This window comes from Franconibacter pulveris, assembly GCF_056780215.1.
In genome coordinates, this window is record NZ_CM165555.1 from 555,960 (window position 1) to 569,500 (window position 13,541).

Below are 13,541 nucleotides of genomic sequence, written 5' to 3' on the forward strand. Positions count from 1 at the left end.
TTCTGCTATATCGTTCCGGGCGCCGTAAAGGTGGCCGTGGTCAAGTGGAAACCAGCCACGCGATAGGCTTTATAGCGTTCGCGCGCCAGTTGTTTCTGGGATTCTTCGTAAGGCACGAAGTCTATCACTTCAGTGAAAGCGGTGGCAAAATCTGCGAACGCCGGACGCAGGCTGATTAAGATATCGCGCGGCGCGCTGCTGCGTTTTTGCGGCCAGGCTATCTCTACCGGCGCGCCGCCGCGCGGCCCTTCGCCCGCCAGGTTATGCGGCACGAAGCTATCCGGGTTGCGCTGCCACAGCGCTTCGTCAAGCCGGACGGCCTGCGCTTCGTCATCGCAGGCGATCAAAACGCGTTTGCCGGAGCGCCAGCGCTCGGCGGCCACGTCACAGGCCAGCGCTTCCACCGCGCTCAGTCCGTCGACGTGCGTGTCGTTGTCCAGCAGATAGAACGTTGCGTTTTTCATGATATGTGGGCTCTTGTGGTGGATTTAAATGCCCGTCGGATACGCGGCGAGTCAGGGTTTGCCCTTCAACCAGGCTCTCTCCCTGCTGGGTAAGGGGAAAGCGCGCAGGCCGAAGCTTTACTCACCTCGCTCGCCAGCCGGTTCCCTCTCCCCGGCGGGGAGAGGGACGCAGGTTTACTCTTCGCCGTTCATCCCGGCGCGGTTGAGCAGGAACTGCGACAGCAGCGCTACCGGACGGCCGGTCGCGCCTTTGGCTTTGCCGGAACGCCAGGCGGTGCCCGCGATATCCAGATGCGCCCAGTTGTACTTGCGGGCAAAGCGCGACAGGAAGCAGCCTGCGGTAATCGCCCCGCCAGGACGCCCGCCGATGTTCGCCATATCCGCGAAGTTCGATTCCAGCTGCTCCTGGAACTCGTCGGCCAGCGGCAGACGCCACGCGCGGTCGCCCGCCTGTTCGGAGGCGCCGATAAGCTCATGCGCCAGCGGGTTATGGTTAGACATCAGCCCGGTGATGTGGTGCCCCAGCGCAATCACGCAGGCGCCGGTCAGCGTCGCCACGTCGATAACCGCTTCCGGATCGAAACGCTCTACGTAGGTCAGCACATCGCACAGCACCAGACGGCCTTCGGCGTCGGTGTTCAGCACTTCTACCGTCTGGCCGGACATGGTGGTCAGCACATCGCCCGGACGATAAGCGCGCCCGCCCGGCATGTTCTCACAGCCCGCCAGCACGCCGATGACGTTCAGCGGCAGCTGCAGCTCCGCCACCATGCGCATCACGCCGTAAACCGCCGCCGCGCCGCACATGTCGTACTTCATCTCATCCATCCCTTCGGCGGGCTTGATGGAGATGCCGCCGGAGTCGAAGGTCAGCCCTTTGCCCACCAGCACGATAGGGCGGGCGTCCGGCTCGCTGCTGCCTTTATATTCCATCACCGACATCAGCGATTCGTTCTGCGAGCCTGCGCCTACCGCCAGGTAGGAGTGCATGCCGAGCTCTTTCATCTGCTGCTCGCCAATCACGCGGGTGACGACATTTTTGCTGTAAGCATCCGCTAACTGGCGCGCCTGAGAAGCGAGGTAGGCGGCGTTGCAGATGTTCGGCGGCATATTGCCGAGATCTTTCGCCGCCTTGATGCCGGCGGCGATAGCCAGACCGTGCTGAATGGCGCGCTCGCCGCTGGTGAGCTCGCGGCGGGTCGGCACGTTGAAGACCATTTTACGCAGCGGACGACGGGGCTCGCTTTTGTTGGTTTTCAGCTGGTCGAAGCTGTAAAGGGTCTCTTTCGCCGTTTCCACCGCCTGGCGCACTTTCCAGTAGGTGTTGCGGCCTTTAACGTGCAGCTCGGTCAGGAAACAGACCGCTTCCATCGAACCGGTATCATTCAGCGTATTAATGGTTTTCTGAATGACCTGCTTATACTGGCGCTCGTCGAGTTCGCGCTCTTTGCCGCAACCAATGAGCAAAATGCGCTCGGACAGCACGTTGGGCACGTGATGAAGCAACAAGGTTTGTCCCGCTTTCCCTTCCAGTTCGCCGCGGCGGAGCAGGGCGCTGATATAGCCGTCGCTGATCTTATCGAGTTGTTCGGCTATCGGAGAAAGGCGGCGCGGTTCAAACACGCCCACAACGATGCAGGCGCTCCGCTGCTTTTCCGGGCTTCCGCTTTTTACACTGAACTCCATGCACTACGCTCCTGAATCTTAAAGACAACGGCAGCGGCTGCGGATAGAATTAAACGCTTTCGTAACGCTTGCTCCGCTGTTGCGATGACTTCGTGTTAATCTTAACGAGTATTGTTATGGTTCGGCGCGTCGCCAACCCCTTGAGTACAGGTCCGCTGAGTATCATCTTAGCGACGCTTTCGAAGACTCAAGAGGATAAATGACGTTTAAGCCATGAAACAAGCGATTTTCCTGCAAAAAGACTCGTATTCACAGGCGTATTTAATGTGATAATCATAAGATATCTGGTCCGGGAGACGCTCAAAAGCCAGTTCGCGATCCTCTTCATCCTGCTCTTGATCTTCTTTTGCCAGAAGCTAGTGAGGATTCTGGGCGCGGCGGTAGATGGCGAAATCCCGACAAATCTGGTCCTCTCCTTGTTAGGCCTGGGCGTGCCTGAAATGGCGCAGCTCATCCTGCCGTTAAGCCTTTTTCTCGCCCTGCTGATGACGCTCGGCAGGCTCTATACCGAAAGTGAAATCACCGTCATGCACGCCTGCGGCCTGAGCAAAGCCGTGCTGGTGAAGGCGGCCATAATCCTGGCGCTCTTCACCAGTCTTATTGCTGCGGTGAATGTAATGTGGGCGGGCCCGTGGTCTTCCCGCCACCAGGATGAAGTGCTGGCGGAGGCGAAAGCGAACCCCGGCATGGCGGCGCTGGCGCAGGGACAGTTCCAGCAGGCGACCGACGGCAACGCCGTGCTCTTTATCGAGAGCGTGGACGGCAGCAACTTCAACAACGTTTTCATGGCGCAGCTGCGGCCAAAAGGCAACGCCCGCCCGTCGGTGGTGGTGGCGGATTCCGGCCACCTTTCCCAGCGTAAAGACGGCTCGCAGGTAGTGACGCTCAACCAGGGCACCCGTTTTGAAGGCACCGCGCTGCTGCGCGACTTCCGCATTACCGACTTCCAGGATTACCAGGCGATTGTCGGCCATCAGACGGTCGCGCTGGATCCAAGCGACGCCGAGCAGATGGACATGCGCGCGCTGCTCCAGTCTGATAAAAACTCGGCCCGCGCGGAACTGCACTGGCGCCTGACGCTGGTCTTTGCGGTGATCGTGATGGCGCTGATGGTGGTGCCGCTTTCGGTGGTCAACCCGCGCCAGGGCCGCGTGCTCTCGATGCTGCCCGCGATGCTGCTCTACCTTGTCTTCTTCCTGTTGCAGACGTCGCTGCGCTCTAACGGCGCCAAGGGCAAGCTGGACCCGCTTATCTGGATGTGGGCGGTGAACCTGCTGTATCTGGCGCTGGCGGTGGGCCTGAACCTGTGGGATACCGTGCCGGTGCGCCGCATTCGCGCCCGTTTTGCGCGTCGGGGGTTAATCGATGCTGGGATTTAGCGTACTCGACCGGTATATCGGCCGGACTATCTTTAACACCATCATGATGACGCTCTTCATGCTGGTGTCGCTCTCGGGCATCATCAAGTTCGTCGACCAGCTGAAAAGGGCCGGTCAGGGCAACTACTCCGCCATGGGCGCAGGGTTCTATACCATTCTCAGCGTGCCGAAAGACATTCAGATCTTCTTCCCGATGGCGGCGCTGCTTGGCGCGCTGCTGGGGCTGGGGATGCTGGCGCAGCGTAGCGAGCTGGTGGTGATGCAGGCCTCGGGCTTCACCCGCATGCAGGTGGCGCTCTCGGTGATGAAAACCGCCATTCCGCTGGTGCTGTTGACCATGGCGATTGGCGAGTGGGTGGCGCCGCAGGGCGAGCAGATGGCGCGCAACTACCGCGCGCAGATGATGTACGGCAACTCGCTGCTCTCCACGCAGCAGGGGCTGTGGGCGAAAGATGGCAACAACTTCGTCTACATCCAGAACGTGAAGGGCGAGAACGAGCTGGGCGGCGTAAGCATTTACGCTTTCAACGACCAGCGCCGTTTGCAGTCTGTGCGCTACGCCGCCACGGCGACCTTCGACCCGCAGCAAAAGGCCTGGCGTCTTTCGCAGGTGGATGAGTCCAACCTCAGCGACCCGAAACAGATAACCGGTTCGCAGACGGTGACCGGCACCTGGAAAACTAACCTGACGCCGGACAAGCTCGGCGTGGTGGCGCTGGACCCGGACGCGCTCTCGATAACGGGGCTTCGCGATTACGTGAAGTATCTGAAATCGAGCGGTCAGGACGCCAGCCGTTATCAGCTCAACATGTGGAGCAAAGTCTTCCAGCCGCTGTCGGTGGCGGTGATGATGCTGATGGCGCTCTCCTTTATCTTTGGCCCGCTGCGCAGCGTGCCGATGGGGGTGCGCGTTATCACCGGCATCAGCTTCGGCTTCCTGTTCTACGTGCTGGACCAGATCTTCGGCCCGCTAAGCCTGGTGTATAACATTCCGCCTATTCTGGGCGCCCTGTTGCCAAGCGCGAGCTTCTTCCTGATAAGCTTCTGGCTGCTGATGCGGCGCGCCTGACGCCTTGCGGCTTCCCCCTTTGTGCAGGGGGAAGCACTTACTAACATTTCTTCGCCCTTCAGCATGGACGCCGGATGAAACGGATAGCTGCTTTTCTTTTCGCCTTCTTTAACCGCCTGATGTTCGCCTTAGACTCCCTCATTCTGGTGCTGATAGTGGGCGCGTGCTTCTGGCTTAAAAACCTTCAGCAGATCCTGTGGTTTGAGGCGGGTACGCTTGGGCTGTTTACGCTGCTTTTTCTGCTTACCGGACGCTGGGCGGCCCGGCGCAGCCTGGCGGTGGGGACGGTGCGGCGCGGTTCGCCGCAGGAGAAAGATGCCGATAACGTGCTGCGTATCTTTAGCCTGGCGGAATGGCTGCTGGAGCTGCTGCTCTACGCCATGCTGGGGTTCTTCATCATGAGCTTCTTTATGTTTGACGGGCGGTGTGGCTTCTGGCTGCATAACGGGCTGCTGGCGGCGCTGTGCATCGGCCTCTACTGCGCGGAGCGGTGGCTCGGCAGGGTTCGCAAACAGCGCGGCTACGGGGAGTACGGCCTGTAAGCCGCCATCTTATTTTGCGGCTACATTCTCATACCTCTTTCTGATTCCGCGCGCTTCGTAATGCGAGGGCTGTCACACCGTCTATGCTTTCCCTACGGCTTACTTTTTAGCAGGAAACCATGTCCAGATTCTTCTTCAATGACCGCAAGCAGCTGGTCAACGACGCCATTGAGGGCGTTATCCTTAGCGCCCGCCACCATAACCTGACGCGCCTTGATATCGACCCCGCCATCCGCGTGGTGGTGCGCAGCGACTGGCACAAAAGCCGCGTGGCGGTGATTTCCGGTGGCGGCTCCGGCCATGAACCGGCGCACGTGGGGTTTGTCGGCAAAGGGATGCTGACCGCCGCCGTATGCGGCGACCTCTTTGCCTCGCCGAGCGTGGACGCCATTCTCAACGCCATTGTGGCGGTAACGGGTGACCGGGGCTGCCTGCTGGTGGTGAAAAACTACACCGGCGACCGCCTGAACTTCGGCCTTGCGGCGGAGAAAGCGAAGCGCTATGGCCTGAAAGTGGAGATGGTCATCGTCGCCGACGACATTGCGCTGCCGGACAACAAGCAGCCGCGCGGCATCGCCGGCACGGCGCTGGTGCACAAGATTGCGGGCTACGCCGCCGAGCAGGGGAAATCCTTAAGCGAGGTGCGTGAGATTGCCCAGCAGGCGTGCGACAGCGTCTGGAGCCTGGGCGTAGCGATGCAGACCTGCAACCTGCCGGGCGGCGGCGAAGAGGGGCGCATCAAGCCTGGCCACGTTGAGCTGGGGCTTGGCATTCACGGCGAGCCGGGGGCGAGCACGGTAGAGAGCCACAACAGCCGCGAGATAATTGCCGAGCTGGCGGCGCGGTTGCAGGAGAAAGCGGGAACCGAAGCGCGCCTTGCGGTGCTTATCAACAACCTCGGCGGCGTTTCGGCGCTGGAGATGGCGCTGCTTACCAAAGAGCTGGCGCATTCGGCGCTGAAAGAGCAGATAGCCTACCTGATTGGCCCCGCGCCGCTGGTGAGCGCGCTCGACATGAAAGGCTTCTCGCTTTCGGTTATCGCGCTGAACGAGACCTTCGAGCAGGCGCTGAAAGCCGACGTGGAGACCGTGGGCTGGCAGCCGCCGGTGGCCTTCGCGCCGATGCAGACCCAGCCGCACACGCCGCTTCGCGGCAGCGACGAGGCGACGCCTTCCGAGAATGCGCAGGTGCGCCAGAGCGTGAAGCGGGCCGCCGAAACGCTGATAAGCCTTGAGAACCGCCTGAACGCGCTGGACGCCAAAGTGGGCGACGGCGACACCGGTTCCACCTTCGCCGAAGGGGCGCGGGAGATAGCGCAACTGCTGGAGCAGAACCGCCTGCCGCTGAACGACACGGCCGCGCTGCTGCAACTTATCGGCGAACGGCTGGCGACGGTGATGGGCGGCTCCAGCGGCGTGCTGATGTCGATATTCTTCACCGCCGTGGGCCAGAGCGTGGCGGACGGCAAACCGCTGCCCGACGCGCTGCTCACCGGCCTTAAGCAGATGAAGCACTACGGCGGCGCGGATCTCGGCGACCGCACGCTTATCGACGCCCTGCAACCGGCGCTGGAAGCGCTGGCGGGCGAAGGGCTGAGCGCGGCGATAGCGGCGGCGGAGAGAGGCGCGCAAGCGACGGCGGCGATGCACAAAGCTGGCGCGGGCCGCTCCTCTTACGTTAACCGTGAAAGCCTGGAAGGGGTGCAGGACCCGGGCGCGGTGGCCGTGGCGGAAGTGTTTAACAGCTTGAAGTAGAAAATGTCTCTTCAGCCTTTGCAGGGGAGAACCCGGTTTTCCCCCTCGCCCCTCCGGGGAAAGGGCCGGGATGAGGGGTGCAGGCTGCTTCAGCGGCGGGAGGGGGCAGGCCGCTTCAGCGCCTGACCCGGGCCGATGGGTAACGCTTCCTTACCCCCTTCCCATCAACGCTTAACTCCCTCATGGCGGGTAAGCCCCCTCTCTTTTCGCCGCCCCGCTTCCCACCAGAATAGGGGGCGCAGGGTCAGCGCTTCGCTATGGTAACATCCTGTATTTACGCCACTAAACGTAAGCGGGCGGCCATGCCCGGCGGCATCCTGCATTGACGGAGCCACCCCGCAGAGGATTTACCATGAAAGACGCCTGGCTCTCCGCCTGCGATAACACCATTCAAACGTTTGTCAGGGATTCCACCCGCCTTGAACCCAACGCGCTGAACGTCACTCCTGTTGAATACATCGACTTCCATTACCAGATTGGCCTGCGCCTTCTCTTTAAAGCGCAAACCTTAACGCTACACCAGGCCGGAGGCATTACCGCACACGCCGATACGCAGGTCTACCGCACGCGGCCCGATTACGAACGGGCGCTACAGGCTGAGACCAGCGCGGTGCTGGCGCGGGACAAAACCCTGGACGACGCGCGGGCGAGGCTGCTTTCCAACCCCTACGGCGCCTGGCGCAAGGAAGAGGTGGTTTACTCGCATCCAACGCGCATTTGCCTGACAGACTACTGCGACAGCTGCCGCGGCAAAGGCTCGGTAAACTGCCGCCATTGCAGCGGCTCGGGCAAGACCACCTGTCACAGCTGCAGCGGCAGTGGTCAGGTGATGCGCCAGCGCAGCTATTACGATCACTTCACCAAACAGAACCGCATTGAGCACTATTACGAGAGTTGCTCAGGCTGCATTGGCAGCGGCAAAGTGCGGTGCAGCAGCTGCGGCGGCTCGGGGGATGAGCGCTGCTCGCCCTGCAACGGCACCGGCGTGGTTTCACAGATTACCTCTATTGCGACGGTCGGCACCCCTGACTACCAGCTCATTTACCCGCAGGCCGACGTGCCCAATTTCATCCGCGAAGGCCTGTACAAAGCGGGCCTGCCGGAGCTTGCGAAGTATGGCAACGTCCAGCACGCGCAGGATGGGGTGGATTACGCCCGCCGCGACGTAACCGTGATGTATGACGCAAGCCTCCCCTTTGGCCGCCTGGAAAGCCCGCTGCCAGAGGCCGACGAGCCGATTCGCTGGATCCTCTACGGCGTAACGCCGCACATTCTGGATGCCGGGCACGTGCTGCAGACGCTCTTAAAAAGCGACCTCGACATGCTGGTGCGCCAGGCGACGCCGGGCAAGCTGCTTAACCCGTGGGTCGCCCGCGCCAGCCGTAAAACGGTGAGAACGTTTATGGAATCTGAGGCGCACCAGGCGATGCTGGTGGAGAACAGCCGGGGCAAGAAGGGCGAGATGCTTCGCGAAGCGCTGAACCGCGCCTTCGCCACGCCTTATCTTGATGAGGCGCTTACAAGCCTTGGGAACATCGTCGGGGCGGTGCAGCGCTGGTCGGTTATCAAGTGGGGGCTTTTCACCGCGCTGTTTATCTATCTGCTGGCGCCTGCGCTGGTGGTGTATCAGAAGCAGGGGGTGATGGATTTCGAGCGCGCGCGCATTTACCTCACCTTCCCGATACAGGCAGCAAGCACCGACCAACTGCTTTATTCACTCAAGGCGGTGGCCATTCTGCACGGTTTGCCGATGGTGGCCGCCGCGCTATGCGGAACGGTGCTGGGCTACCTGTGGCGACGCGGCTGGCTGGAGCGCCGCTTCGGCAAGCATCTGGCGGCCTGGAGTCTTGAGCAGAAGCGGGTGCGCAACCGCTGGGCTGTCGGCACGCTGTTCACCCTGGCGGCCACCCTGCTGTTGTTTTACCTTTTCCCGGTCTGGATAACGCAGGACGAGATGCTGTTCGGCATGCTGCCGATGCACGACCTGTTCCAGCAGTTGGCGCAGCTAAGATAACCGTGACGGCAGGTTTTGCGGGGTGAGGGGTATCTCAACAAAAAGGCGCCTTGCGGCGCCTTTGTCATCTTAAAAATCTGCTTTCAGCACCACGCGGTAACGGGCTTTGCCGTCGCGAACGTGTTGCAGCGCCTCGTTGATGCGCGACATCGGGAACTCTTCCGTCTGCGGCGCGACCTTCGCGCGGGCGGCGAACTTCATCAGCGAACGCAGCTCGTGCGGCGAGCCGGTGGCGGAGCCGGAGAGGCTGCGGTCGCCCTGGATAAGCGAGAACGCCGACACTTCGAACGGCTTCATCACCGCGCCGACGGTGTGGAAGTTGCCGCGCCAGGCCAACGCCTGGAAGTAGGGCAGCCAGTCCAGCGACACGTTAACGGTGTTGATGATGAGGTCGAACTGCCCGGCCAGCGCCTTCAGCGCTTCCGGGTCGCGGCTGTTGACCACGTTATCCGCGCCCATCGCCCGTACTTCCTGCTCTTTAGAGGGGTTGGAGCTGAACGCCGTCACCTCGCAGCCCATGGCGTGCAGCAGCTTGATGGCGATATGGCCAAGGCCGCCGATGCCGATAACGCCCACGCGGCTGGTGGCGGTGATGTTGTGCATCAGCAGCGGTTTGAACACCGTGATGCCGCCGCAGAGCAGCGGGCCTGCGGAGGCGGCGTCGATGCCTTCCGGCATCGGGATAACCCACTGCCAGTTGGCGCGCAGCTTATCGGCGAAGCCGCCGCGGTTAATGATGGTCGGCACGCTGCCCTGCTGGCAGTTTATCTGGTTGCCGCTGATGCAGGCGTCGCAGTGCTCGCAGCTTGACGCCGTCCAGCCGATGCCGACGCGCTGGCCCACCTTCAGGCCTTTGTTTTGCGCGCTTGCGCCCAGCGCGCTGACGCGGCCAATCACTTCGTGGCCTGCGATGAGCGGATAGGTCGACATGCCCCATTCGTTATCGATCATGGAAAGGTCGGAGTGGCAGATGCCGCAGTACTCAACCTCGACTTCCACATCCTCAGGCTTCAGTTCGCCTGCATCGTACTCATAGAGCTCAAGCGCGGCGCCCGCTTCATGAGCGGCGTAACTTTTGATGATGGTCATCCCGGTTTTCCTTTGTTGTGGTTAGCTCCGTGATTGTAGAACATTCACATGACAGAGGCTGTTCAGGCGCTGCGCATGGCTCGAAGTGTGAAAGTGGGGGAGGGTTTACCGCTTCTTCAGCAGCCCGTTCAGCCACAACTCGCGGCGTTCGGGGCGTTTATCCTGCGTCATCCAGAGCGTTTCGGCGCGGATACCCGGCACGGCACTCAGCAGCGCCAGCAGGCCCGCTTGCGTCATATCGGTAAAACGTCGCCCCTCTTTTTCACGCTCGCCTTCGCCATATTTAAATGAGACATACCAGATGCCGCCGGGCTTCAGCGCATTCGCCAGCTTTTGCATCACCTCAGGCAGTTCATGAAGAGAGACGTGCAGCAGCGACGCGCAGCACCAGATGCCGTCGTATTTCTCTTTCTCGTTTAACTCTGCAAAGGTCATCTGCCTGACCGGCAAGCCGGTATGTTGGCGGGCCAGCGCAGCCAGCTCCGAAGAAGCGTCAAACGCATCGACTTTATAACCTTGCTGGCTGAACGCGTGCGCATCGCGCCCGGAGCCGCAGCCCGCATCCAGCACCCAGGCGCCCGCAGGCAGATGCCGGGTAAACGCCTCGTAGAGCGAAGACATATCGACATTCACGGTTTCTTCGAAAAAGCGCTGCGCGTTGCTCTGGTAATAGTGAAGCGTCATCAGAGTATGACTTCCTGCTGAACGGGCGGGTCCCATTTCTGTAGCCGACATTGCAGCGCCTCGTTCCATCGGTCATTCAGAAAGGCTCTGCGTTTGGGTTCATTATTGCCCGTCTGGTTGATGATTGCCTCATGCAGCGGCAGACGGCTGTTAATAAAATATTCGTTTCTGTCGTGCAGGCGGTAAAGCAGGCGCAGGTCCGGCACGCGGGCGAACTTGCCGTTCGCGCCGCGGTTGCACTCCTGACAGGCCAGCACCAGGTTCCAGACGCCGTTAAGGTTCACGCCCGGCATCGCGGTTTGCGCCGCCAGCGGCAGAAAGTGGTCGACATCCGCCAGCAGCGCATGGCCGCGCTCAAGGCTGACGGGTGCGTTGCAGTAAAAGCAGTGGCCTTTCTGGTAGCCGTTCAGGCTGTTGCGACAGCTGGTTAACGTAATGCGCGAGGAGCTGAGCCGGGTGAACAGCACTTCTTCTTGTGCGTCGTAATGGACATCCAGCAACTGCGGCGGCAGGTTCATCTCCCAGGCTTTCTCGACCAGCCTCCAGCGGGCGTCCGTTTCGTGCGCCAGGTTAAGGAACTGCGACGTTTCCGTCAGCCGGTAGAAATCATCCGTCAGGCGAATGCCTTTGCTTTCCCGCGTTTCGTTGATGAAGAACTGCCTGTCGATGGGGCCGCCGCCGACGTTGTGAAACGCATCCAGCACCACCTTAAAGCCGTGCTTCACCGTGGCCTGTAAAAGCTGCTCGAGCGTTATCTCGCCGTTATTAAACTGGATGCAGGCTTTCAGGAATGGGCCGGGCTTCGCCATGTTGAGGGTTTGCTTCGGCGCTTGCTTAAGATGCTCGCAGATATGGCGGCTGAACGGCAGCGCCAGCGCTTCCAGCGTGATGAGGGTAGTGCGGCGTTCCACCTCATACAGCGCATGGGCAAGCGCAAACTTGTAAGTTGCGAAGTTGTTCCCAAAAAGGATCACGCCGCGCCAGTAGTTTTCCAGCGCGGGGTCGACCTGGTAAAAACGCATAGGCTTTCTCTGTTACGGTTTAGCTTTGCAGAAGGGAGAGGGGTACAAGAACCCGTAAGAGGATCACATAGCAAATGAAACGTGATGTAAACCGAAGAATGATTGATTTGAGGAATTTGTGAGGCAGGGCAGGGGGATAGCGCCGTGCTGGCGGGGAAGCGCGAGGGCGGTGGTGAGATAGAGGACAGGTTGTGGGCGAGAGGCGAGGGAGGCTATGCGTAAAGTAGCGGCGATGCTGAAATTTTCAGCACTCAACGCCCGCTAAGGGCGACGCTGCTTGCATGGCTGCGTATGGCAGGTATAATCCACACGTTTCCGCATCCCCTTCAGTGCCGAAGTGGCGAAATCGGTAGACGCAGTTGATTCAAAATCAACCGTAGAAATACGTGCCGGTTCGAGTCCGGCCTTCGGCACCAAGTTCTCTTCCAAGACCATCAGAGAAAGTTCTCTTATCCCTTTAAAATCAATGCGTACAGCCATTTTTGCGCCCTGAGTCGTCCGCGGTAGTCCGTTGAAATCCGGATGCCATTGGGGGGCGTCTTAACTTCGATTAGAAATGTGCCCCCAAATGAAGCTCAACGCCAGCCAGGTCGAGACCGCAAAGCCAAAAGAGAAAACCTACAAAATGGCCGATGGCGGCGGTTTGTATCTCGAGGTTTCGGCTAAGGGTTCCAAATACTGGCGCATGAAATACAGACGTCCCTCCGACAAAAAAAGAGGATCGCCTCGCTTTTGGTGTTTGGCCTAAGGTGACGCTTGCTCAGGCAAGAGCAAAGCGCGATGAAGCTAAAAAGCTGTTAGTGCAGGGCATTGACCCAAAAGCCGAACAGAAAGAGGCTCAGGCCGAGAATTCAGGGGCATATGCTTTTGAAACCATTGCTCGCGAATGGCACGCCAGTAACAAGCGATGGAGCGAAGACCATCGTTCGCGCGTTCTTCGCTATCTTGAGCTGTATATCTTCCCTCATATCGGTTCGTCCGACATTCGCCAGCTCAAAACCAGCCACCTATTAGCCCCGATTAAAAAAGTTGATGCCAGTGGTAAACACGACGTCGCTCAGCGCTTGCAACAGCGTGTCAAGGCCATAATGCGTTACGCCGTACAGAACGATTACATAGACTCAAATCCAGCCAGTGATATGGCCGGTGCGCTATCAACAACCAAAGCGCGACATTACCCCGCCTTACCCTCCAGCCGGTTCCCTGAGTTTCTAGCTCGTCTTGCTGCATATCGTGGCCGGGTAATGACACGGATCGCGGTCGAGCTTTCATTACTAACTCTTGTGCGTTCCAGTGAGTTACGTTTCGCGCGTTGGGATGAGTTCGACTTCGATAAATCTCTCTGACGTGTACCTGCAAAACGAGAAGAGATTAAAGGCGTGCGTTACTCGTACCGTGGCATGAAGATGAAAGAGGAGCATATTGTTCCTATCAGTCGGCAGGCGATGTTTTTGTTAGAGCAGCTCAAGCAGATTAGTGGCGATAAAGATCTGCTGTTCCCAGCGGATCACGACGCAACTAAGGTTATGAGCGAAAACACTGTAAACAGCGCATTGCGTGCAATGGGTTATGACACGAAAACCGAGGTCTGCGGGCATGGATTTAGGACGATGGCGCGTGGTGCTTTGGGTGAGTCAGGGTTATGGAGTGATGACGCTATAGAGCGGCAGTTGAGCCACACAGAGCGTAATAACGTACGTGCTGCATATATTCACACATCTGAGCATTTACATGAAAGACGATTAATAGTTCAATGGTGGGGCGATTATTTATATTATGATATTAAAATATCACCTTATGATTTTGCAAATTCATCTTCATAGATGAAATATTTTCCG

General features: G+C 59.5%; 10 protein-coding genes, 1 tRNA gene and 1 pseudogene. 7 read left to right on the forward strand and 5 right to left on the reverse strand.

The window, feature by feature from the left end:
• Positions 1 to 5 precede the first annotated feature (5 nt).
• Both holC and pepA read right to left on the reverse strand, forming a co-directional pair.
• Complete coding sequence (gene holC, locus ACU4F7_RS02710) at positions 6 to 464, reverse strand: DNA polymerase III subunit chi (RefSeq protein WP_024556563.1); 459 nt, start codon at positions 462 to 464, stop codon at positions 6 to 8.
• Between the two features lie 174 nt (positions 465 to 638).
• Positions 639 to 2,150, reverse strand: coding sequence for a leucyl aminopeptidase (pepA, locus tag ACU4F7_RS02715; RefSeq protein WP_024556562.1), 1,512 nt, complete (start codon positions 2,148 to 2,150; stop codon positions 639 to 641).
• Between the two features lie 266 nt (positions 2,151 to 2,416).
• Between pepA and lptF the strand changes: the two genes are divergently transcribed.
• The 5 genes from lptF (at position 2,417) to ACU4F7_RS02740 (ending at position 8,908) form a co-directional block, all read left to right on the forward strand.
• A complete protein-coding gene (lptF, locus tag ACU4F7_RS02720) occupies positions 2,417 to 3,529 on the forward strand; it encodes an LPS export ABC transporter permease LptF (protein ID WP_024560504.1) in 1,113 nt (370 codons plus the stop codon).
• A complete protein-coding gene (gene lptG / locus ACU4F7_RS02725; RefSeq protein WP_029591357.1) occupies positions 3,516 to 4,598 on the forward strand; it encodes an LPS export ABC transporter permease LptG in 1,083 nt (360 codons plus the stop codon). The genes lptF and lptG overlap by 14 nt, the downstream gene beginning before the upstream one ends.
• A gap of 74 nt (positions 4,599 to 4,672) precedes the next feature.
• Positions 4,673 to 5,140: a hypothetical protein gene (locus ACU4F7_RS02730; protein WP_481637982.1), complete on the forward strand. Its 468-nt coding sequence runs from the start codon at positions 4,673 to 4,675 to the stop codon at positions 5,138 to 5,140.
• A 119-nt stretch (positions 5,141 to 5,259) separates the two neighbouring features.
• Positions 5,260 to 6,894: a dihydroxyacetone kinase subunit DhaK gene (locus ACU4F7_RS02735; RefSeq protein WP_481637983.1), complete on the forward strand. Its 1,635-nt coding sequence runs from the start codon at positions 5,260 to 5,262 to the stop codon at positions 6,892 to 6,894.
• 352 nt (positions 6,895 to 7,246) lie between these two features.
• Positions 7,247 to 8,908: a DnaJ-like cysteine-rich domain-containing protein gene (locus ACU4F7_RS02740; protein ID WP_481637984.1), complete on the forward strand. Its 1,662-nt coding sequence runs from the start codon at positions 7,247 to 7,249 to the stop codon at positions 8,906 to 8,908.
• A 69-nt stretch (positions 8,909 to 8,977) separates the two neighbouring features.
• Here the strand turns inward: ACU4F7_RS02740 and ahr are convergent, their stop codons facing one another.
• The 3 genes from ahr to ACU4F7_RS02755 all read right to left on the reverse strand — a co-directional run bounded on the left by ahr (position 8,978) and on the right by ACU4F7_RS02755 (position 11,703).
• Positions 8,978 to 9,997: an NADPH-dependent aldehyde reductase Ahr gene (ahr, locus tag ACU4F7_RS02745; protein WP_024556556.1), complete on the reverse strand. Its 1,020-nt coding sequence runs from the start codon at positions 9,995 to 9,997 to the stop codon at positions 8,978 to 8,980.
• Positions 9,998 to 10,102: 105 nt separating this feature from the next.
• Entirely contained in the window at positions 10,103 to 10,681 is a 579-nt protein-coding gene (locus tag ACU4F7_RS02750) for a class I SAM-dependent methyltransferase (protein ID WP_481637985.1), read from the reverse strand.
• Positions 10,681 to 11,703 carry an HNH endonuclease family protein gene (locus ACU4F7_RS02755; protein ID WP_481637986.1) on the reverse strand — a complete coding sequence of 341 codons (1,023 nt, stop codon included), beginning with the start codon at positions 11,701 to 11,703 and terminating at the stop codon, positions 10,681 to 10,683. Before ACU4F7_RS02755 ends, ACU4F7_RS02750 begins: the two co-directional genes overlap by 1 nt.
• A gap of 331 nt (positions 11,704 to 12,034) precedes the next feature.
• Here ACU4F7_RS02755 and ACU4F7_RS02760 point away from each other — a divergent pair.
• Both ACU4F7_RS02760 and ACU4F7_RS02765 read left to right on the forward strand, forming a co-directional pair.
• Positions 12,035 to 12,119: transfer RNA gene (locus ACU4F7_RS02760), tRNA-Leu, on the forward strand.
• Positions 12,120 to 12,271: 152 nt separating this feature from the next.
• Positions 12,272 to 13,526, forward strand: a pseudogene (locus tag ACU4F7_RS02765) (tyrosine-type recombinase/integrase).
• Positions 13,527 to 13,541: the final 15 nt, after the last annotated feature.

What these genes read in the sequence shown, in the direction of transcription:
- ACU4F7_RS02740 (WP_481637984.1), top strand. Translation starts at nt 7,247, where the DNA reads ATGAAAGACGCCTGGCTCTCCGCCTGCGATAACACCATTCAAACGTTT.
- ahr (WP_024556556.1), bottom strand. Translation starts at nt 9,997, where the DNA reads ATGACCATCATCAAAAGTTACGCCGCTCATGAAGCGGGCGCCGCGCTT.
- pepA (WP_024556562.1), bottom strand. Translation starts at nt 2,150, where the DNA reads ATGGAGTTCAGTGTAAAAAGCGGAAGCCCGGAAAAGCAGCGGAGCGCC.
- ACU4F7_RS02730 (WP_481637982.1), top strand. Translation starts at nt 4,673, where the DNA reads ATGAAACGGATAGCTGCTTTTCTTTTCGCCTTCTTTAACCGCCTGATG.
- holC (WP_024556563.1), bottom strand. Translation starts at nt 464, where the DNA reads ATGAAAAACGCAACGTTCTATCTGCTGGACAACGACACGCACGTCGAC.
- ACU4F7_RS02755 (WP_481637986.1), bottom strand. Translation starts at nt 11,703, where the DNA reads ATGCGTTTTTACCAGGTCGACCCCGCGCTGGAAAACTACTGGCGCGGC.
- ACU4F7_RS02735 (WP_481637983.1), top strand. Translation starts at nt 5,260, where the DNA reads ATGTCCAGATTCTTCTTCAATGACCGCAAGCAGCTGGTCAACGACGCC.
- lptG (WP_029591357.1), top strand. Translation starts at nt 3,516, where the DNA reads ATGCTGGGATTTAGCGTACTCGACCGGTATATCGGCCGGACTATCTTT.
- ACU4F7_RS02750 (WP_481637985.1), bottom strand. Translation starts at nt 10,681, where the DNA reads ATGACGCTTCACTATTACCAGAGCAACGCGCAGCGCTTTTTCGAAGAA.